Genomic DNA, 17,466 nt, shown 5'->3' with positions numbered 1-17,466 from the left:
TTGAATTGATAGAACAGCCTAGGCACCAAGCACTAGGCGCTAAGCACCAAACAATGAAGTCTTTCCTCAGTCATATCAAAGAGAAGTACGGCGACGGCAACTACGAAGGCGACCAGTACGGCGGCGCGGCCGGCCACGACGGCTCCGGCCTGCCCACCGACTCGCCCGGTAACTTCATGTTTGCCACCGGCATCGAGTGCTCGTACCCGACCATTGCGAATGGTACCATCCGGCGCGATTTGCTGGCCGAAACCGACCACTACAACCGCTACAAGGAAGACCTGGGCCTGGTAAAGGAGCTGGGCCTGAAGGTGCTGCGCTACAACCTGCCGTACTACCTCATTCACAAAGCGCCGGGCAAGTTCGACTGGGAGTTTGCCGACAAGGCCATGGCCGAAATCCGGCGCCTCGGCATCACGCCCATCCTCGACCTGATGCACTTCGGGGTGCCCGACTGGATTGGCAACTTCCAGAACCCCGAGCTGCCGGTGCACTTCGCCGAATATTGCGGCGCGGTGGCCCGGCGCTACCCGTGGGTGCGGTTCTATACGCCTGTTAATGAGATATATGTAACGGCGCGGGCCTCGGCCAAAGACGGTATCTGGAACGAGCAGCTCAAAGACGACCGGGCCTTTATTACGGCCATGAAGCACTGCGCGGCGGCCAGCATCATGGGCAACCAGCAGATTGCCAAGTACCGGCCCGACTGCATCATCGTGCAGAGCGAGTCGGCGGAGTACATCCATGAGATGCGCGCCGTGCCCAGCCCGGAAATCTGCCTGATCAACAAGCTGCGCTTCCTGTCCCTGGACCTGCTGTATGCGCACCCGCTCGACTCGGAAGTGCTGCTCTACTGCCTCGACAACGGCCTGACCCGCCAGGAACTCGACTGGTTTATGGCCGGTGAGCCGCCCGGCTACCAGATTATGGGCAACGACTACTACGGCCGCAACGAGCGGATTATCAAGCCTGATGGCAACTGGTGTGCGGCTGAGGACGTGCTGGGCTGGTACACCATGACCCGCCAGTACTACGAGCGGTACCGCAAGCCCGTGTTCCACACCGAAACCAACACCTTCAACGCCAAAGATGCCGAATGCTGGCTCTGGAAGCAGTGGGTGAACGTGCAGCGCATCCGCCTGGACGGGGTGCCGGTAGTCGGATTCACGTGGTACAGCCTCCTGGACCAGCTCGACTGGGACATCAGCCTCGCCGAAAAGCGCCTGGCCGTGAATGCCTGCGGCCTCTACGACCTGGACCGCCGCATTCGGCCGGTGGGGGAGAGCTACAAGATGATGATTCGGGAGTTTGGCCAGATTACCATCATGCCCCACGGCGAAATGTTCGAATTCACGAGCCGTCCTGCTACTCTGAAAGTAGAGAACTAAATTGCCGCTTCTGAAGCGGGGTGCCTGGCAGTCTGTAGCTTACGTGGTGAATGGTATATACACTTTAGTTAATTGTTTGCGCAGGATTGTGTAGGTTGGGGGCGTCTTCCGCTATTCCCCACTTTCCCGATTCTGCCCTATGAAAAAACGCACTTCCCGCAGTTGGCCTCTGGCGTGGATGGCCGGCCTGCTGGCTCTGGGGGCCTGCAGCCCCAAAGCAGCATCCGTCGCAACCACCAGCGCCACGCCGCCGCCCACCACCGAAGCAGTTCCGCAGCCGGCGGCTTCCAGCTTCCGGATTCCGGTGGAGTACTACACGCTGCCCAACGGCCTGAAAGTGGTGCTCTCGCCCGACCACACGGCGCCTACGGCCACGGTAGCGGCCTACTACAACGTTGGCTTCCGCAACGAGCCCCGCAACCGGACCGGCTATGCGCATTTGTTTGAGCACCTGATGTTTCAGGGCTCACAGAACCTGGGCAAGATGGAGTTTATCCAGCTGATTCAGAAGAACGGCGGCGTGCTCAACGGTTCCACCCGCTTCGATTTCACCAACTACTTCGAGGTGGTGCCTTCGCACAAGCTCGAAACCATGCTCTGGGCCGAAGCCGACCGGATGCGCGGCCTCGCCATCACGCAGGCCAACCTGACCAACCAGCAGGGCGTGGTGAAAAACGAGGTCCGCGTGAACGTGCTCAACCAGCCCTACGGCGGCTTTCCGTGGCTGGATATGCCGCAGTTTGCCAACAAAAACTGGAACAACGCCCACAACTTTTACGGCGACCTGAAGGACCTCGACGCCGCCACACTCGCGGATGCGCAGCAGTTCTTTAAGACCTTTTATGCGCCCAACAACGCGGCCCTGGCCGTAGTCGGCGACTTTGAGCCGGCCGAGGCCAAAGCCTGGATTGAGAAGTACTTCGCTAACATTCCGGCCGCCACCCAGCCGCCCAAACCCGACATTACGGAGCCGCGCCAGGAGCAGGAGCAGCGCTTCACCAAGGACGACAAGCTGGCCACCAAGCCCGCGCTGGCTTTCGCCTACCACATGCCCGACCGCAACACGCCGGAGTACTACGCCCTCATCCTGCTCGACCAGATTCTGCTGCAGGGCAAAGACAGCCGCCTGTATCAGGCTATGGTGCAGAAGCGCGGCCTCACCGACAACGTGAACGGCGGCATCAACTACCTCGGCAACGCCTTCAACTACGCCGGCCCCATGCTCTGGATGGGCGACCTGGTGTACGACCAGTCCGTGAAATCCGACTCCGTGGTGAGCGTGCTCGATCAGGAAATCAGCCGCCTCGCCAAGGGTGGCATCGACCAGAGCACGCTGGATCTGGCCGTGGTGAAGCTGCGCTCCAGCCTCTACGACCAGCTTTCCGGCTCCGACAACTTCGGGCGGGCCGATATGCTGGCTTCGTTTGCCTTGTTCGACAACAATCCGGCCCGCATCAACGAGCTGGAAAACGAGTTCCGGAAGGTGACGCCCGCCATTATGCAGCGCACCATTCAGGAATACCTGCGGCCTACCAACCGGACCATTCTCATCGTCAACCCGCTGGCTAAAAGCTAATGTATCGTATGAAAACGCTGTATTACGGGCTGCTCAGCGCCGCCCTGCTGGCGGCCGGCCCGGTAGCCGTGGCCCAGAAAGCCCCGGCCAAAGCACCCGCCAAGAAACCCGCTCCTGCCGCCGCCGCGGCGGCCCCCGCCAAGCCCAAGGAAACGCCGCCGCCCGGCGGTACGCCCCGCGACTTTACGCTGCCGGCCAAAGAAGAATTTACGCTCAGTAACGGCCTAAAAGCGCAGCTGGTACCCTACGGCGAGGTGCCCAAAGTCACGATGATGGTGGCCATTCAGGCTGGCAACGTGCACGAAGCCGCCAACGAAGTGGGCACGGCCGACCTGCTGGCCAAGCTGCTGCGCGAAGGCACCGCCACGCTGTCGGCCAGCCAGCTCGCCGACAAGATTGCGCGCATGGGCGGCTCCCTCGAAATTTCAGCCGGCGCCGACCAGACCAACCTGTGGGCCTCCTGCCTGAGCGAGTATGCGCCGGAGCTGGCCGCGGTGCTGGCCGATGTGGTGCAGCACCCCACGCTCCCCGAAAGCGAATTGCCGCGTATCAAGGCGGATTTCAAGCGGCAGATGAACCTGGCCCGCGCCCAGCCCGGCACGCAGGCCCGCCAGAAGTTTGCGGCGGCGCTCTACGGCAACCACCCCTACGGCCGGCCGCTGCCCACCGACGCTGAGATTGATGCCCTGACCATGGCGCAGGTGAAGGCCTTCTATCAGAACCAGTACGGGGCCCGGCGTACCGCCATTTTTGTGGCCGGCAAATTCGATAAAGCCGCCCTGCGCGACGCCATTACCAAAGCCTGGAGCGAGATGCCGCAGGGCCCGGCGCCGCGCATCGAAGTAGCCAAGTCCCAGATCCGGCCCGACGTGACGACGCTGGACCGGCCCGGCGCGCCGCAGTCTACCATCGTCATCGGGCTGCCCGTCGTGGACCCCTCGCACCCCGACTATATGCGGGTGCGGGTGATGAACTCGCTGCTGGGCGGCTCATTCGGCTCGCGCATCACGCGCAACATCCGCGAAGACAAGGGCTACACCTACTCGCCCTACAGCTACCTCGAAACGCACTACCGCACCGGCAACTGGAGCCAGAACGCCGATGTGACCACCCAGGAAACCGGCAACTCGCTCAAGGAAATCGTGTATGAGATTGAGCAGCTGCAGAAAACGCCGCCCACGGCCGAGGAGCTGAAAGGCATCCAGAACTACGAGTCGGGCTTGTTTGTGCTGCGCAACTCCACGCCCGGCGGCATCATCGGCCAGCTGAACTCGCTCAACCTGCACGGCCTGCCCGACAGCTACCTCACCGAGCAGGTCAAGAACATCAATGCCGTGACGCCGCAGCAGGTGAGCGAAACCGCCCGCAAGTACGTCCGCCCCGAGGCTATGACCATTGTGGTAGTCGGCGACAAGAAAATCATCGACCCCCAGATCAAGAAGTTTCAGGCCAGCCGGAAAAAGGCGCTGTAGCGCGCACCCGGCGCTGTGTGCCCGTCAACTGGAGTTTACCAAGGCCGTTCCGGCTACCCGGGGCGGCCTTGGTGCGTCCGGCGGATTACGGCTACAGTGGAAAGCTCAACTGTAAACAGGCTTGCTGTCAGCTGAATGCGCTGGCCGGGCTCGGAAATGCGGGTGCGCTCAGGCGGAAGAAACGGCTAGTGCTGAATTTTATAAATCGGCGCCAGCGCACGGGAAAAGCCGTTTTTGACGGGAAAGTATTTCCGCCCGAAAAGAAATAATGTTTCAATGCAATACGGGGATGTTGTTATTGAGAAGAAAGAAACTAACTTAAAATTGAATTTGGCCACCGGCTTGAAATGATATGTTTTCTGTTTTTTTTCTAACCCTCTTTCCCTAACTGCATGCGAACAGATTTCTACTCACCCGTTTCCTGGCTGACCAGCGGGGCACGGACCCGGCTGACAGCGCTGGCTGCCGCCTTACTGCTAGCGCCGGCTGCCTGGGCCCAGGCCCCCGCCAACGACAACTGCTCCGGCGCCATTGCCCTCACTGCCGGCACCACTTGTACCGTTACGGCTGCTACCAACCTGAATGCCACGGCCTCGACGGGCGTGGCAGCACCGGGCGCCAACTGTTTCGTGGCTGCTACGCCCGTCAGCAACGACGTGTGGTATAGCATTGTGGTGCCCGCTTCCGGCGGTATCACGGTAACTACCAGCGCCGTAACTGGCTCGTTGGTGGAAGATACGGGCATGACGCTCTACACCGGTACCTGCGGCGGCACGCTCACGGAGGTTGGCTGCAGCGACGACGCATCGGGCTCCACTCTGTTTTCGAGTGCTACGGCTACGGGCCTCACGGCCGGCGCTACGGTCTATGCCCGGGTGTGGAGCTTTGGGACTACGCCTACGGGTGCCTTTGGTATCTGCGCTACCGCTGCCACTGCCGTTACTGCTCCCGCCAACGATGATTGCGCCGGAGCTGTTACCCTGACCCCAGGCGCTACCTGCACACCAACCAATGGCACGGTAGCTGGGGCAACTCAGTCGCAGGCACCTATTCTCTGCAACGGTTTCACGGCTACCACCGCCCGCGACGTATGGTACACGTTCACGGCCACGGCTACCACGCACACTATCAACGTAACGGGCACCTTTGACGGGGTGCTGGAAGTGCTGGGCGGCTCCTGCGGCGCACTCACGAACGTAGGCTGCTCCGACGCTACGGGCAATGCCGAAACCCTGACGCTGACCACGCTAACCGTAGGCACGACGTACAAAGTGCGCTACTATCCGTACTCGGCTACCGTAGCCAGCAGCACGTTCAGCATCTGCATCGCGCCGCCGCCATCCGCGCCGGCCAACGACAACCCATCGGGAGCGGTTGCCCTGACCATCGGCGCGACGTGCACGCCCGTAAACGGTACCAACGCCGCCGCCACCACCACCACGCCCAACGGCTACGCCAACCCCGGCGCGGCACCGTACACCTGCGGTATTGCGGCGTCTCCCAAAGACGTGTGGTATACCTTCACGACGGCCGCCAGCGGTGCTGGCAGCACTGCCGTTACCATTCAGGTGACGGGCGCTCCGGCCGGCTATATCCGCATCTTCTCGGCAGCCAGCGCAGCTGGTCCGTTCACGGAGCGCGGTTGCGCTGCGGGCACCACCAACAACACCGTTTCGGCTCCGCTGACGCTGAACACGCTGACCCCCAGCACGACGTACTATGTATCGGTAGCGGGCTACGGCTCGGCTGATACGCAGGGTGCTTTCACTATCTGCGCCGTGGCAGCTACTCCGCTGGCCGCCAACGACGCCGCTGCGCAGATTATCTATTCGGTAGGCAAAGCGCCGGTATCGGCTCCGCAGGTAGTGCAGGCCGTGGTTCGCAACGCCGGCTCCGCTGCCCTGACCAACCTGCCTGTAACCCTGAACGTGACCGGTGCTACCACTTTCACCGACATCAAACTGGTGCCCACGCTGGCTCCCGGTGCTACGGCCACGGTAACCTTCGCCGCTTACACTCCCGCCACGGTAGGTACCAATACCCTGACCGTATCGGTGCCTGCTGACGGTGGCAACACCAACAACAGCCAGACCTATACGCAGGCCGTGACGGCCAACAGCCTCTCGTACATTGACGACGCGCAGCCGCTGAACGCAACGGGCGTAGGCGTATCATCCACGACCCCCGGCGGTACGCTGGCTGCCCGTTACTCCATCAACAGCGCCTCGACCATAGGTGATGTGAAAGTGACGTTCACGGCCAGCCCCACCACCACGTCTACCTATCAGGTGGTGATTCTCAATGCCACGGCCACGGGCACGCCCGGTACCGTCATCTTCACCTCGCCGACCCAGACCCGCCCCACCGCTGCTGGTGTGGTAACGGTTCCGGTAACGGGCACTGTAGCCGTAAACGGTACTTTCTATGTGGGCCTGAAAGAAATTTCGGGTAACGTAGGCGTAGCCTATCAGGTAGAAGACCCGCTGCGTCCGGCCACTTTCTACTACCAGACTTCGGCCACCGGCGCCTGGACTGATGTGAACACAACCACGCTGAAAACCCGCCTGGGCATCGAAGTAGGGTTCAGCACGCGTGTGCTTTCTACCAACAGCGCCGCGCTGTCGAAAGCCATCAACATGTTCCCGAACCCGAGCACCGGCCAGGTAACGCTGGACATTCAGGGCGCTCAGGCCAAAGCCGGCATGCAGGTAGAAGTTACCAACATGCTGGGCCAGGTGGTACACACGGCTGCCGTACGCGACAATGCCAAAAACCAGCTCGACCTGTCGAACCTGTCGAACGGCCTGTATGTGCTGCGCGTGAAATCCGGCTCCGAGTACACCGTCCGTCAACTGGTCCTGACGAAGTAGGAGTTCAACTCAGCCGCTACGGCCGATAAAAAGCCCTGCCACTACTGGCAGGGCTTTTTTGTGTTTGAGCCCACAAATGGCAACCGACCCGGCGGCGGCTGCCGTTAAGCCTAGCAGCAACCGGCTTTTGCGGCTTGCTCCCTACACTATGCCTGATTCCGATTCGCCTGTTTTTCTCTGCCTGCACTACTGGGCCGGCTCCGGCCGCGCGTTTGCGGCCCTAGCCGAGCAACTGGCCCCCGATTACCGCCTGCTGGCGCCCGACCTGGGTGGCTTTGGAACTGCCCCCGCCCCCGGCGGCGGCTATACGCTGGCAGCCTACGCCGATGCAATAGCCGCCTACATTACAGCACAACACTTGCGAAGCTATGTGCTGGTGGGGCACAGCATGGGCGGGAAAGTGGCGCTGCTGCTAGCGGCCCGGCAGCCGCCGGGGCTACGGGGAGTAGCCTTGCTCAGTCCTTCGCCTCCCACCCCGGAACCCATGACCGACCAGGACCGTGCTGCCAGCCTGCGCGCCTGGGGCCAGCGCACCGAGGCCGAGAAATTGCAACAGAAAATAACGGCCCGCCATCTGCCGGCAGCCACACGCCTCAAGATTGTGGAGGACAACCTGCGCACTTCCAGGGCAGCCTGGGATGCCTGGCTGCTACACGGCAGCCGCGAAAACATAGCTGCGCAGCTCTGCACCATACAGGTGCCCTGCACCATTCTCGCCGGCGACCTGGACCGCGTGATGTCGCCGACAGTGCACGGGCTGGAAACGCTGCCGCTGCTGCCGGAGGGCACACCGCTGGAAATTATTGCCGGAGCCGGCCACCTGCTTCCCTACGAGGCACCGGCCGAAGTGGCAACACTGCTTCGGGCATTTGCGCAGCGGCTGTAGCCAGCCGCTGGCGCGTCATCTGTTTTGTGCTGCTTATGGCTTTTGTTACCCGTATGCTGGCGGCCTGGCGGCAGAACCAGGCGCATTACCTGGCCGAAGGGCTGGGAATAGCCTTTTTCGTGCTGTGCGCCGGGCTGCTGACTATGTTGCTGGAGCATCCTGCATCAGCAGTGCATCAGGCACTGCCTGGCAGCGCGTGGCTGCGGCGCGGCCTGCTGGGCGCGGCTATGGCGCTGGTGCTGGCCAGCATTGTATACAGTCCGTGGGGCAAACGCTCGGGCGCGCACATCAATCCGGCCGTGACGCTGGCCTTCTGGCAGCTGGGCAAAATACGCACCCCCGATGCCCTCTGGTATGGTCTGGCGCAGGTAGCTGGCGCTATTGGGGCCGCTCAGCTGCTGAAGCTTACGCTTGGCGAGTTCTATGCGCACCCCGCCGTGCGGCATACTGTAACGGAGCCCGCCGACCTGCCGATGGGCGACGGTATAGCATTTGCCGCTGAGTTCGTTATTTCTTTTCTGCTGATGTGGGTGCTGCTATACTCGCTTCACTCCCAGGCGCTGAAGGAAAAAACCGGCTGGCTGCTGGCCGCCCTGCTGGCGGTATACATCCTCTTCGAAACGCCACTGTCGGGCATGAGCCTGAATCCCGCCCGAACGCTGGGCACCGCCGTAGCAGCCGGCCAGTATGAAAGTGTGTGGCTGTACTGGGTGGCGCCGCCTGCGGCCATGTGGCTGGCCACAATACTGTTTCGCCGTTTCTACCGGGGGCAGGAGCTGGCGTGTGCAGTTCTGGCGGGCTGTGCCCCGGTGCCAGGCTCACTTTATTTTCAGGACAGCGAGGAGCCGCCGCAGTACCCCGACAAGCAGGCTGCCCGCTGACAAGGAGCCGGGCGGGGCCAACTGAGCTCTGAGCGCACTGCTCTAATCGAGTGCCCGCTCCCGGAACAAAACGTAGCCGATGTGCGCAAATACCCCGAATTTGTTTTCCGGGTCGTCGTAATGAATGAATTGCAGGGAAGCCGGCCCCACCGGCGTCTGGTACACGAAGCCGGTCATGGCGGTGAGGTAGGGGCGGCTGATGGTGGGCCCGCGTTTCGGCAGCAGCGGGTTGGCCTCAGTTCGTTCCCAGGGGCGGAAAAGCGTGTGGGCGTACACCTCGGTCCGCCACTCCAGCGGCCCCACAATGGCCTTGATGTAGCGCAGACCCACCGCCGCGTAGGCAGTACCCCGGTACCGGTCCAGAAACAGGGTGCGCGAATCCGGCAGCGGCAGGAAGGCCGGCGCGGAAGTCAGCGACGAGCGGTAGGTGGAAAACTGGCCCTGCGTAGTAGCCACGGCATCCAGAGTGTAGCCCCACGCATGCACGCGCCGCCCCACCGAGTCTGTTTTGTTGAACGTGAAGTACTGCTCGGTATAAAGACGAGCCTGCAGCCACTTGTGGTCTTTGCGGCGGCCATCCAGTCCTTCGGCCGTAGAGCCGGGCGTGTATTTTTCCTCGGCCACTACCCCCCGGAACGTAAACTCAGCCCGCCGGCCACTCACGGCGTACTGGCGCCGGTTCAGAGAGTTGCGCTGAAACTGCACGGCCCCGGTCAGGCCCTGCAGGCGGTTCTCGTCCAGAGCGGCGTCGCTTCTGATTTCACTGGTATTGGCAAACTGGTCGCGGGTGGTGAACAGGCTTCCGCTGATGATGTAGCGGCTGCGGTAGTTGGGGCTATAGCCGATTACGAGGCCGGTTTTCAGGTCGCGCTGCAGTAGCTGCGTATTCTGGGCGCTGCTTCCGAGTAGGCCGCCCGTATCCTGGTAGTTGAAGTTGTTGAACGTAATCAGCGGCTCGAAGTAGAGTGGCGCCTTCCCCGGCACGCTCACCCGAAACGAGCCTTGCGCCCCGTTGTAGAAGCGCCCGATGGTGGCGTTGGCCTTGATGGTGTAGAGGTAGCGGTTGAGGTAGCGGTAGGCTCCGCCCAGATAGAAATTGCTCATGGAGCGCGAGGAGAGCAGCACACCCAGGTCGGCGGTCAGGTTGCTGTTCTGGCGGGCGTCCAGGTTCATCACGTAGCCGTCCTGCTTGCTGTCGTAGCGCACCCGCGGATACACGTTGTTGAAAAAGTCGTTGTTGACCAGGCGGTAGTAGCCTTCCTCCACGTCGCCGGGCGAGTAGCTGGAGCCGGTGCGCTGAAAAAAGCGGCGGATAAACTCCTGCTGCTGCCGCGGCACACCCTGCACGGTTATTTCCTTGAAATCGGGTTTGGGGGCCCGCTCCTGAAACGCTCGGCGGCGCTGCTGCAGCGCCACCGTATCTTCGCGGCGCTGAATGCGGGTCCGCAGCAGGTCCAGCTTGCGTTCCGTGGCCTGCTCGCCCAGGGTCAGCAGCTGCTTCACTTTGTTGAAGTCGGCGGCCGTAATGCCCTCCAGATCGGGTTGAATGAATACGCCGTTGCGGCCTACCGAGGTAGTATCGGCCCCGTTGAAGCCCACGAACAGCAGCGTACTGGTTAGCAGGGCATCGTCTTTTTCCTTGGGGTACTTATTGAAGGCCACGTCGCCCACGTTCACCCCGATAATAACGTCGGGCTTGAACTCGTCGCGCATTACCCCGGTCGGGAAGTTATCCACCACGGCCCCGTCGAACAGGTAGCGGCCATCGGCCTGCCGGATGGGGCGGAAGGCCAGCGGAAAGGCCATGGAATTGCGAACGGCATCGGAGAGCGAGCCGCTGCGCTGCACCACTCTCTCCCGCGTGAATACCTCCGAAGCTACGCTGCGGTAGGGCACCAGCAGCTTGTCGAAGTTGTAGCCGGAAATAGCGCCGGCCGGGGCCAGCATGGTAGCCAGCACGTAGTTAAGCGTCACATCGTCCACGAGCTTAGGCGTCACGCGGGCCTTAAGGGTAGAGTCCAGGGCCAGACGCAGGTGCAGGGCGGCGGGGTCGTAGTCGCCGTCGTAGTAGTTGTACACCTTGCCTTCCAGCGGCTGCCCCGACACCCAGTTCTGAAAGTCGGGCTTCAGTACAATCTCCTCTATTTCCTCCGGCGAGTAGCCGGCCGCGTACATGGCCCCCACAATGGCTCCCATGCTGGTGCCCACGATATAGTCGATAGGAATCTGGTTCTTTTCCAGCACTTTCAGCACGCCCACGTGCGCCAGGCCCTTGGCCCCGCCTCCTGAAAGCACCAGGCCCACTTTCTGCGCCTGCGCCACCGGCACGGCCAGCAGCAGACTCACCAGGAAAAAATGTAGAAAACAGTACGTTTTACGCATAGAAACAGAAGCAATAGCCCCACAGTGGGCGTCGCCTTCCTACGCAGGGGCAAAGGAGTAGTTGCGGGCCACTGCAGCTGCCCGGCTACTTAATAGAATTGCGGAGATATTACGGGCACCGGGCGACCAGGTACTGGTAGGTTTCTGGACTGCCTTGGAGAGCCGGCCGGAGCAGCAAAAAAGCCCCGTCAGTATAAGTGGCGGGGCTTTTGCCTGGTTGTCGGATGGTGCTCAGGGAGCCAGCCAGGCGCCCAGCGGACCGGGAAGGTTGCGCAGCACGGTGAAGAGCAGCACCAGGCCCACCGTGCCCCAGCCCAGCCACGGCCGGTACAGGAAAGTGAGGCGGCGGGGCGTGCTGGTGAGGCGGCCCCGTACTTCTTCCAGCAGCCCAAACACCACAACGGGGGCCGCAAGGGCGGCCAGCAGATTGAAGCCGATGGCCTGCACCACGTGCCCATGCAGCAGCGCATGCAGGGCCCGCTGTGTGCCGCAGCCGGGGCAGTGCAGTCCCGTCAGCCAGTGCACCGGGCATCGGGGAAACGGGTAGTGGGCCGGGTTGAGGCGGAAATAAAGAACGGCCAGCGCCAGCCCGGCCAGCAGACCGAATGCTGTAACGCCAGCCGTTCTTCGGGTAAGTAGCATGCCAGGTACCGTGAGTTGCTTAGCCGCTGAAAGCGCCGAGTATCACTCCGCCAAGACCGAGAACGAAGATTATCACAATGGGTATTGCAATCTGAAGTACCGCGCCGATAAGACCGTACTTCACCCACTTTCCGGCGTTGAGGGAGGCTTCCTGAGCGCCGGCGTAGTCGCCAGCCGCTACGCGCGAATTGACGTTGGCGGCGTTGATAATAGCTACAATGCCGAAAGGCAGACAGCAAAAAATAGTCACCAGAATAGATTCGACGAGCCAGTTTTTAGGCGGTGGGCCACCAACGGGCGGCACGCCGGCCGGCGAAGCGTAAGGTTGTTCCATGCAGCAGGAAAAGGGGGTAAGTGGTTTGGATATCGAAAAGTAGATATTCCTTGCGCAATCCCCAACAGAGCAGCTTGGTGCTCACCATTTCTTGAAAATGACGTACACGGCCGCCACCAGCAGCCCAAAGCCCAGCAGGTGGTTCCAGGCCAGCTTATCGGTCTTGAAGACGTACACGGCGCACAGCGTAAACACCGTCAGCGACACCACTTCCTGAATCACTTTAAGCTGAAACAGGCTGAACGGGCCGCCGTTTTCCTCGAACCCGATACGGTTGGCCGGCACCTGAAACACGTACTCGAAAAAGGCCAGCCCCCAGCTCACCAGTATCACGCCCACCAGCCCCAGCCCATGCAGCCACGAAATCTTCTTGAACTGCAGGTGCCCGTACCAGGCAAACGTCATGAACAGGTTGGAGACGGTGAGCAGCAGAATGGTGGTCAGGCCTTTCATGGGCGCGGAAGCTGAATAGTGCGAAAACAAAGCACTGTATCTACTCGCAACCGGGCAACTAAGTTAGTCCTCGTGGCCGGGCACGGCGGCCTGAGGGGCGGCCTGTTGCAGCTCCTTGGCCTCGCGCGCCAGCCGGAGCTTTTCTTTTTCTGAGGGCTGTTTGGGCAGAGCGTCCAGATTTGGCTGGCCGGCATCCACCCAGCAGGTGTACCAGAAGGCCCCAATCAGGCGCTGGGCCAGCCGCATCTGCCGCTCCACCTGCCCCGAAAGGCGCTGGTGATACTCGCGGCTGAACTCGCGCGAGTACACGCGCACTGTCTGGTTGCCGCGCTCCTCAAACCCAAACTTCTTGTCTTCGGGCATCTTCGCCGTCAGGTCGCGCTCAAAGCTCAGCACCGAATCGACGGCGGCATTGGAGCGGGCCACGGCCGCCCAGATGGTTTCGGAAGGCCGCTCGATGTAGGGAGCCGGGCCGGTGAAAAAGTCGTAGTTGGCCGCCAGGATTTCGGGCAGCCGGGATTCCCACAGGCCATGAATGCCGCGCTGGCCCGTGAGCTGGCCGTTGTAGTTGTGGGTGGTGTGCAGCGGCACGCAGGCATCGGCAATGTAGTGGCCCATATCGGCGGAGAGGCTCAGAATCCGGTCGGCGTCGCGCTGGCGGAACGCTTCCGTGAGCTGGCCTTTCATGCGCACCACCTGCCAGGGCACAATGCCGTGCTTCATCAGCGAGTCTTCCCCGAACTTAGCCACGGCATCGGCGTAGGAGCGGGGCAGCCGGGCCAGGGCCGAGTCGCCATAGATATCCACGTCCAGAAAGTGGCGGGCGGCCTCGCCGGGCACCACTGAGCGCCGCGAGTCGGGCCGGGTGGCGTTTTCGGTCAGGTATTCGATGTTGGTTTTGTAGAAGCCCATCATTTCGGGCGGCAGCGTGAATACGGCCAGCCGGTTGATGAGCCGGTGCCCGAAAAAGCCCCACGCCTGGGGCCGTTGCGGCAGTAGGAGCAGCCCCAGCAGAGCCAGCAGAAATAACGGCTTTTTCATAGCACAGACAACCACAGCAGGTACACTAGATATAGCAGGCCACTGAAATAAAGCCAGGGAGGCAAATTGCAAAAAAAAGGGTCGCATCCAACCCGGTGCGACACTCTTCCTACTGGCTGTGCTGCTGACGCTTACCGCCGGCCCTGCCCCGCGAAACGCATGCGGTAGTCGGCATTCACGTCGCCTTTGCTGATGCGCGTGAGCTTGCCCTTGATGAGCTGCTTCTTGAAGCCCGAAATCTTGTCGGTGAACAGCACGCCTTCCAGGTGGTCGTACTCGTGCTGAATCACGCGGGCCGTCATGCCCGAGAAGGTCTTTTCGTGGAGCTGGCGGTTTTCGTCCTCGTAGCGGATCAGGATGGTTTCGTGGCGGTACACCATTTCGCGCACGCCCGGAATGCTCAGGCAGCCTTCCTGAAAGCCCCATTCCTCGCCGGTTTCGCTCACCATCTGCGGGTTGATGAAAACCTGCTTTACGCCCTGCTCCACTTCGGGCAGCGGCTCGCCGGTTTCCTCATCCTCGGTGTCAATCATCGGCTCCGAGTCAATCACGAACAGGCGTATGCTTTTGCCTACCTGCGGGGCGGCCAGCCCGACGCCGTGCGCGTAGTACATCGTGTCGTACATGTCCTGCACAATCTGCTTCAGCTCATCGGCCGGAAAATCGTGCGGAATGTCTTTGGCGCGGGCTTTCAGCACCGGGTCGCCGAAGGCAACTATGGGGTAAATCATCGGGATTCGAGGAAAGATTGCAGAATAAGGGTCGCCGACACCCGGTCGACGGTGGCTTTGTCGCGGCGGTCTTTTTTGCTAAGGCCCCCGGCCAGCATGGCCGCGTGCGCCATGCGCGAGGTATACCGCTCGTCTATCTCGTGCACCGGCACCTGCGGAAATTCCTTGCGCAGGCTGCGCATCAGCCCTACTACGGCGCTGGTGCTGTCGGTGGCTTCATTAAGCAGGGTGCGGGGCATGCCTACCACCAGCGCAGCCAGCGGCTCCCGCAGGTGGTACGCCTTCACGTAGGCCAGCAGGTCCTTGCTATGTACGGTGTCGAGGGGCGTGGCAATGAGCTGGAGCGGGTCCGTCACGGCCAGCCCTACGCGCTTGTGGCCATAGTCGATGGCAAGAATACGGCCCATTGCAAAAGCGGTGAGTGAAACCTGATACGCAGCCACTACGGCCGCCGCCCCAAAGATACGACGACCAGCCAGAACCGATGGTACGCAAAGTCGTATCCAACAGCCGGGCAATCCGGCTCACCGAGTGTTTCGTAAGATTCACCGAAGTGTTTTGATCTTCATATAATCATAAACTTAGTTTTGTGTCGTATTTGCAGGCAACCGCGCAATTTTGCACCGGATTTCGGGATAAATGGGAATATATTGGGCTAAAGGAAGATGAAATTGCATTGTTATTGGATAATTCATATTGACTAATGCACCGCTCGATTTTCTTGGAAAAGTTTCAATAGATTTGAAATCCTGTGCTTTCCTTCAAGTTTCTTTTATAGCCTAAACACTTACTCTCTCAGCGTCTTATGGCAGTCGGGTTCAAGACTCAGCCGGTGCTTTCCTCTGAGCCCGTGCCGCGCAATTCGCGGCGCCGGGTGCAGCAGCCGTTGCTGCTGGCAGTGGTGCTGGCCTGTGGAGTGCTGCTCGGCGCCAACCCGTTCCGGCCTTCCAGCCAAAACCCCGATGGCACCGCCCGGGGCTACCTGAAGTTCAAGGAGATTCTCAGCTACGTAGACCGCGACTATGTGGACTCCGTGGATGCCGAGGCGCTGTCGGACTACGCCATCGGGCGCATGCTGGAGCGCCTCGATCCGCACTCAGTATTTATTCCGGCCAAGCAGCAGCAACAGGCCTCGGCTTTTCTGCAGAGTGATTTTGACGGGGTAGGCGTGGAGTTCAACATCTTCCGCGACACCGTGACGGTGGTAGCACCGCTTAGCGGCGGCCCCGCCGAGCAGTCGGGCCTGCAGCCCGGCGACCGTATCCTGGCTATCAACAACGAACGGGTTTCCGGCAAGCAGCTCACAACCGAGCAGGTATTTGGCAAGCTGCGCGGCCCGCGCGGCTCCAAAGTGCTGCTGCAGCTGCTGCGCCGCGGCCAGGCCAAGCCGCTGAACGTCATGCTGACGCGCAACCGCATCCCCAATAACTCGGTGGATGTGGCGTATCTGCTGGACGCTCAGACCGGTTACATCAAAATCAGCCGCTTTGCCAGCGGCACCTACGACGAGTTCAAACAGGTCCTCGGCGACCTGCGCCGCCAGGGCATGACTAGCCTTGTGCTGGATTTGCGCGGCAACCCCGGCGGCTACCTCGACCGCGCCACCAAGCTGGCCGACGAGTTCATCGGGGGCACGCGCAAGATTGTGTACACCGATGGCAAAGGCGACCAGTACGACACCCAGACCTATTCGCGGGTGCTGGGCGAGTTCGAGGAAGGCCCGCTGGTGGTGCTCGTAGACGAAGGCTCGGCCTCAGCGGCAGAAGTAGTGGCCGGCGCGTTGCAGGACCACGACCGGGCGCTGGTGGTGGGCCGCCGCACCTTCGGAAAAGGCCTTGTGCAGCAGCCCATTGCGCTCAACGATGGCTCGGAGCTGCGCCTGACCATTGCCCGCTATTACACGCCGTCGGGCCGCAGCATCCAGAAATCGTATAGCCAGGGGCTGGCTGCCTACGAGCAGGATCTGCAGAACCGCCTGCGCCACGGGGAGCTGTTCCACGCCGACAGCATCCATTTCGCCGATTCGCTGCGCTACCAGACGGTGCATGGACGCACGGTGTACGGCGGCGGCGGCATCATGCCCGACCTGTTTGTGCCGCGCGACAGTTCGGCCTACTCCGCCTACTACACGCGCCTGCAAAGCCACAATCTGGTGCGCGAATACGCCATCAACTACTTCCAGAGCCACCGCACCGAGCTGGAGGCCCTGCGTCCGGAGCAGTTCCTGAGCACCTTCCGTATCTCGGATGGGCAGCTGCAGGAACTGGCCGAAATTGCGGCCCGCGACGGAATGCCCGCCAACCCAACGCACCTGCGCCGCTGCGCCAATCTGCTTCGTAATCAACTCAAAGCATACATTGCGCGTAGTGCGTATGGCAAGCCCACGTACTACGCGGTGCTGAAGGAGCAGGATGCGGAGTTGAAACACGCCCTACAGGCGGTAGCCGACGGATCGGCGAATCCCATGCAGAAATTATCGATGAAATGATTCATTAAACCTTATTCGGACAGTTTGGGGAATTTATCGGGCGCGTAGAGGCGCAGGGGACTGCGCACGCGTAGGTTGTGCAGCCCGCAGGCGACCACGATGACCGTGTCGCGCCGCCACTGGCCGCGCAAGCGCAGCGTGTCCTGTACCATGCGCAAGCGCTTCATTCCGCTGTGGGCATGCTCGATGACCACGCGTAAGGGGCTCAGCAAGTGGTTGTACAGCTGCTGAGCGAAGGTCAACTCCCGCTTCGGCGGCTTCTTGTGGGGCATCTCCACCACCACGCCGGCCGGGGTATGGCCCACCAGACCCAGGTCCTGAC

15 protein-coding genes are annotated in these 17,466 nt (G+C 61.5%); 7 read left to right on the top strand and 8 right to left on the bottom strand.

Features of this window, described 5'->3' with window-relative positions:
* The first annotated feature begins 53 nt into the window (after window positions 1–53).
* The 6 genes from BUE15_RS19265 to BUE15_RS19240 all read left to right on the top strand — a co-directional run bounded on the left by BUE15_RS19265 (window position 54) and on the right by BUE15_RS19240 (window position 9,073).
* Complete coding sequence (locus BUE15_RS19265) at window positions 54–1,388, top strand: family 1 glycosylhydrolase (RefSeq protein WP_073288594.1); 1,335 nt, start codon at window positions 54–56, stop codon at window positions 1,386–1,388.
* 139 nt (window positions 1,389–1,527) lie between these two features.
* Window positions 1,528–2,964, top strand: coding sequence for a M16 family metallopeptidase (locus BUE15_RS19260; protein WP_244535985.1), 1,437 nt, complete (start codon window positions 1,528–1,530; stop codon window positions 2,962–2,964).
* An 8-nt stretch (window positions 2,965–2,972) separates the two neighbouring features.
* A complete protein-coding gene (locus tag BUE15_RS19255; RefSeq protein ID WP_073288590.1) occupies window positions 2,973–4,436 on the top strand; it encodes a M16 family metallopeptidase in 1,464 nt (487 codons plus the stop codon).
* Between the two features lie 392 nt (window positions 4,437–4,828).
* Window positions 4,829–7,306, top strand: a complete 2,478-nt coding sequence (locus BUE15_RS19250) for a T9SS type A sorting domain-containing protein (protein ID WP_073288588.1) — start codon at window positions 4,829–4,831, stop codon at window positions 7,304–7,306.
* Between the two features lie 148 nt (window positions 7,307–7,454).
* A complete protein-coding gene (locus tag BUE15_RS19245) occupies window positions 7,455–8,192 on the top strand; it encodes an alpha/beta fold hydrolase (protein ID WP_073288606.1) in 738 nt (245 codons plus the stop codon).
* 35 nt (window positions 8,193–8,227) lie between these two features.
* Entirely contained in the window at window positions 8,228–9,073 is an 846-nt protein-coding gene (locus tag BUE15_RS19240) for an MIP/aquaporin family protein (protein WP_073288586.1), read from the top strand.
* 42 nt (window positions 9,074–9,115) lie between these two features.
* Here BUE15_RS19240 and BUE15_RS19235 read toward each other — a convergent pair whose 3' ends face one another.
* The 7 genes from BUE15_RS19235 to ruvX all read right to left on the bottom strand — a co-directional run bounded on the left by BUE15_RS19235 (window position 9,116) and on the right by ruvX (window position 15,063).
* Window positions 9,116–11,455: a patatin-like phospholipase family protein gene (locus tag BUE15_RS19235; RefSeq protein ID WP_073288584.1), complete on the bottom strand. Its 2,340-nt coding sequence runs from the start codon at window positions 11,453–11,455 to the stop codon at window positions 9,116–9,118.
* A gap of 231 nt (window positions 11,456–11,686) precedes the next feature.
* The gene (locus tag BUE15_RS19230; protein WP_073288583.1) at window positions 11,687–12,097 is read right to left on the bottom strand and encodes a DUF2752 domain-containing protein; all 411 of its coding nucleotides are present in this window, start codon (window positions 12,095–12,097) and stop codon (window positions 11,687–11,689) included.
* A 19-nt stretch (window positions 12,098–12,116) separates the two neighbouring features.
* The gene (locus BUE15_RS19225) at window positions 12,117–12,431 is read right to left on the bottom strand and encodes a CD225/dispanin family protein (protein WP_073288581.1); all 315 of its coding nucleotides are present in this window, start codon (window positions 12,429–12,431) and stop codon (window positions 12,117–12,119) included.
* An 81-nt stretch (window positions 12,432–12,512) separates the two neighbouring features.
* Complete coding sequence (locus tag BUE15_RS19220) at window positions 12,513–12,884, bottom strand: DMT family protein (protein WP_073288579.1); 372 nt, start codon at window positions 12,882–12,884, stop codon at window positions 12,513–12,515.
* 63 nt (window positions 12,885–12,947) lie between these two features.
* A complete protein-coding gene (locus BUE15_RS19215; RefSeq protein ID WP_073288578.1) occupies window positions 12,948–13,925 on the bottom strand; it encodes a zinc dependent phospholipase C family protein in 978 nt (325 codons plus the stop codon).
* A gap of 131 nt (window positions 13,926–14,056) precedes the next feature.
* The gene (gene def, locus BUE15_RS19210; protein ID WP_073288576.1) at window positions 14,057–14,656 is read right to left on the bottom strand and encodes a peptide deformylase; all 600 of its coding nucleotides are present in this window, start codon (window positions 14,654–14,656) and stop codon (window positions 14,057–14,059) included.
* On the bottom strand, window positions 14,653–15,063 hold the full coding sequence (gene ruvX / locus BUE15_RS19205) for a Holliday junction resolvase RuvX (protein WP_073288575.1): 411 nt from the start codon (window positions 15,061–15,063) through the stop codon (window positions 14,653–14,655). Before ruvX ends, def begins: the two co-directional genes overlap by 4 nt.
* Window positions 15,064–15,461: 398 nt before the next feature.
* Here ruvX and BUE15_RS19200 point away from each other — a divergent pair, with 398 nt between their 5' ends.
* Window positions 15,462–17,144: a S41 family peptidase gene (locus BUE15_RS19200; protein ID WP_073288572.1), complete on the top strand. Its 1,683-nt coding sequence runs from the start codon at window positions 15,462–15,464 to the stop codon at window positions 17,142–17,144.
* A gap of 11 nt (window positions 17,145–17,155) precedes the next feature.
* On the opposite strand, the gene BUE15_RS19195 is transcribed toward BUE15_RS19200, so the two are convergent.
* The coding region (locus tag BUE15_RS19195) for a transposase family protein (protein ID WP_139252438.1) at window positions 17,156–17,466 on the bottom strand (311 nt) is incomplete at its 5' end.

The sequence above is a fragment of the Hymenobacter psychrotolerans DSM 18569 genome (genome assembly GCF_900142395.1).
Taxonomy (GTDB): domain Bacteria; phylum Bacteroidota; class Bacteroidia; order Cytophagales; family Hymenobacteraceae; genus Hymenobacter; species Hymenobacter psychrotolerans.
This window is presented reverse-complemented; position numbering and strand designations above follow the sequence as displayed.

What these genes read in the sequence shown, in the direction of transcription:
- BUE15_RS19235 (WP_073288584.1), bottom strand. Translation starts at nt 11,455, where the DNA reads ATGCGTAAAACGTACTGTTTTCTACATTTTTTCCTGGTGAGTCTGCTG.
- BUE15_RS19260 (WP_244535985.1), top strand. Translation starts at nt 1,528, where the DNA reads ATGAAAAAACGCACTTCCCGCAGTTGGCCTCTGGCGTGGATGGCCGGC.
- def (WP_073288576.1), bottom strand. Translation starts at nt 14,656, where the DNA reads ATGATTTACCCCATAGTTGCCTTCGGCGACCCGGTGCTGAAAGCCCGC.
- BUE15_RS19215 (WP_073288578.1), bottom strand. Translation starts at nt 13,925, where the DNA reads ATGAAAAAGCCGTTATTTCTGCTGGCTCTGCTGGGGCTGCTCCTACTG.
- ruvX (WP_073288575.1), bottom strand. Translation starts at nt 15,063, where the DNA reads ATGGGCCGTATTCTTGCCATCGACTATGGCCACAAGCGCGTAGGGCTG.
- BUE15_RS19225 (WP_073288581.1), bottom strand. Translation starts at nt 12,431, where the DNA reads ATGGAACAACCTTACGCTTCGCCGGCCGGCGTGCCGCCCGTTGGTGGC.
- BUE15_RS19240 (WP_073288586.1), top strand. Translation starts at nt 8,228, where the DNA reads ATGGCTTTTGTTACCCGTATGCTGGCGGCCTGGCGGCAGAACCAGGCG.
- BUE15_RS19220 (WP_073288579.1), bottom strand. Translation starts at nt 12,884, where the DNA reads ATGAAAGGCCTGACCACCATTCTGCTGCTCACCGTCTCCAACCTGTTC.
- BUE15_RS19230 (WP_073288583.1), bottom strand. Translation starts at nt 12,097, where the DNA reads ATGCTACTTACCCGAAGAACGGCTGGCGTTACAGCATTCGGTCTGCTG.
- BUE15_RS19250 (WP_073288588.1), top strand. Translation starts at nt 4,829, where the DNA reads ATGCGAACAGATTTCTACTCACCCGTTTCCTGGCTGACCAGCGGGGCA.
- BUE15_RS19200 (WP_073288572.1), top strand. Translation starts at nt 15,462, where the DNA reads ATGGCAGTCGGGTTCAAGACTCAGCCGGTGCTTTCCTCTGAGCCCGTG.
- BUE15_RS19265 (WP_073288594.1), top strand. Translation starts at nt 54, where the DNA reads ATGAAGTCTTTCCTCAGTCATATCAAAGAGAAGTACGGCGACGGCAAC.
- BUE15_RS19245 (WP_073288606.1), top strand. Translation starts at nt 7,455, where the DNA reads ATGCCTGATTCCGATTCGCCTGTTTTTCTCTGCCTGCACTACTGGGCC.
- BUE15_RS19255 (WP_073288590.1), top strand. Translation starts at nt 2,973, where the DNA reads ATGAAAACGCTGTATTACGGGCTGCTCAGCGCCGCCCTGCTGGCGGCC.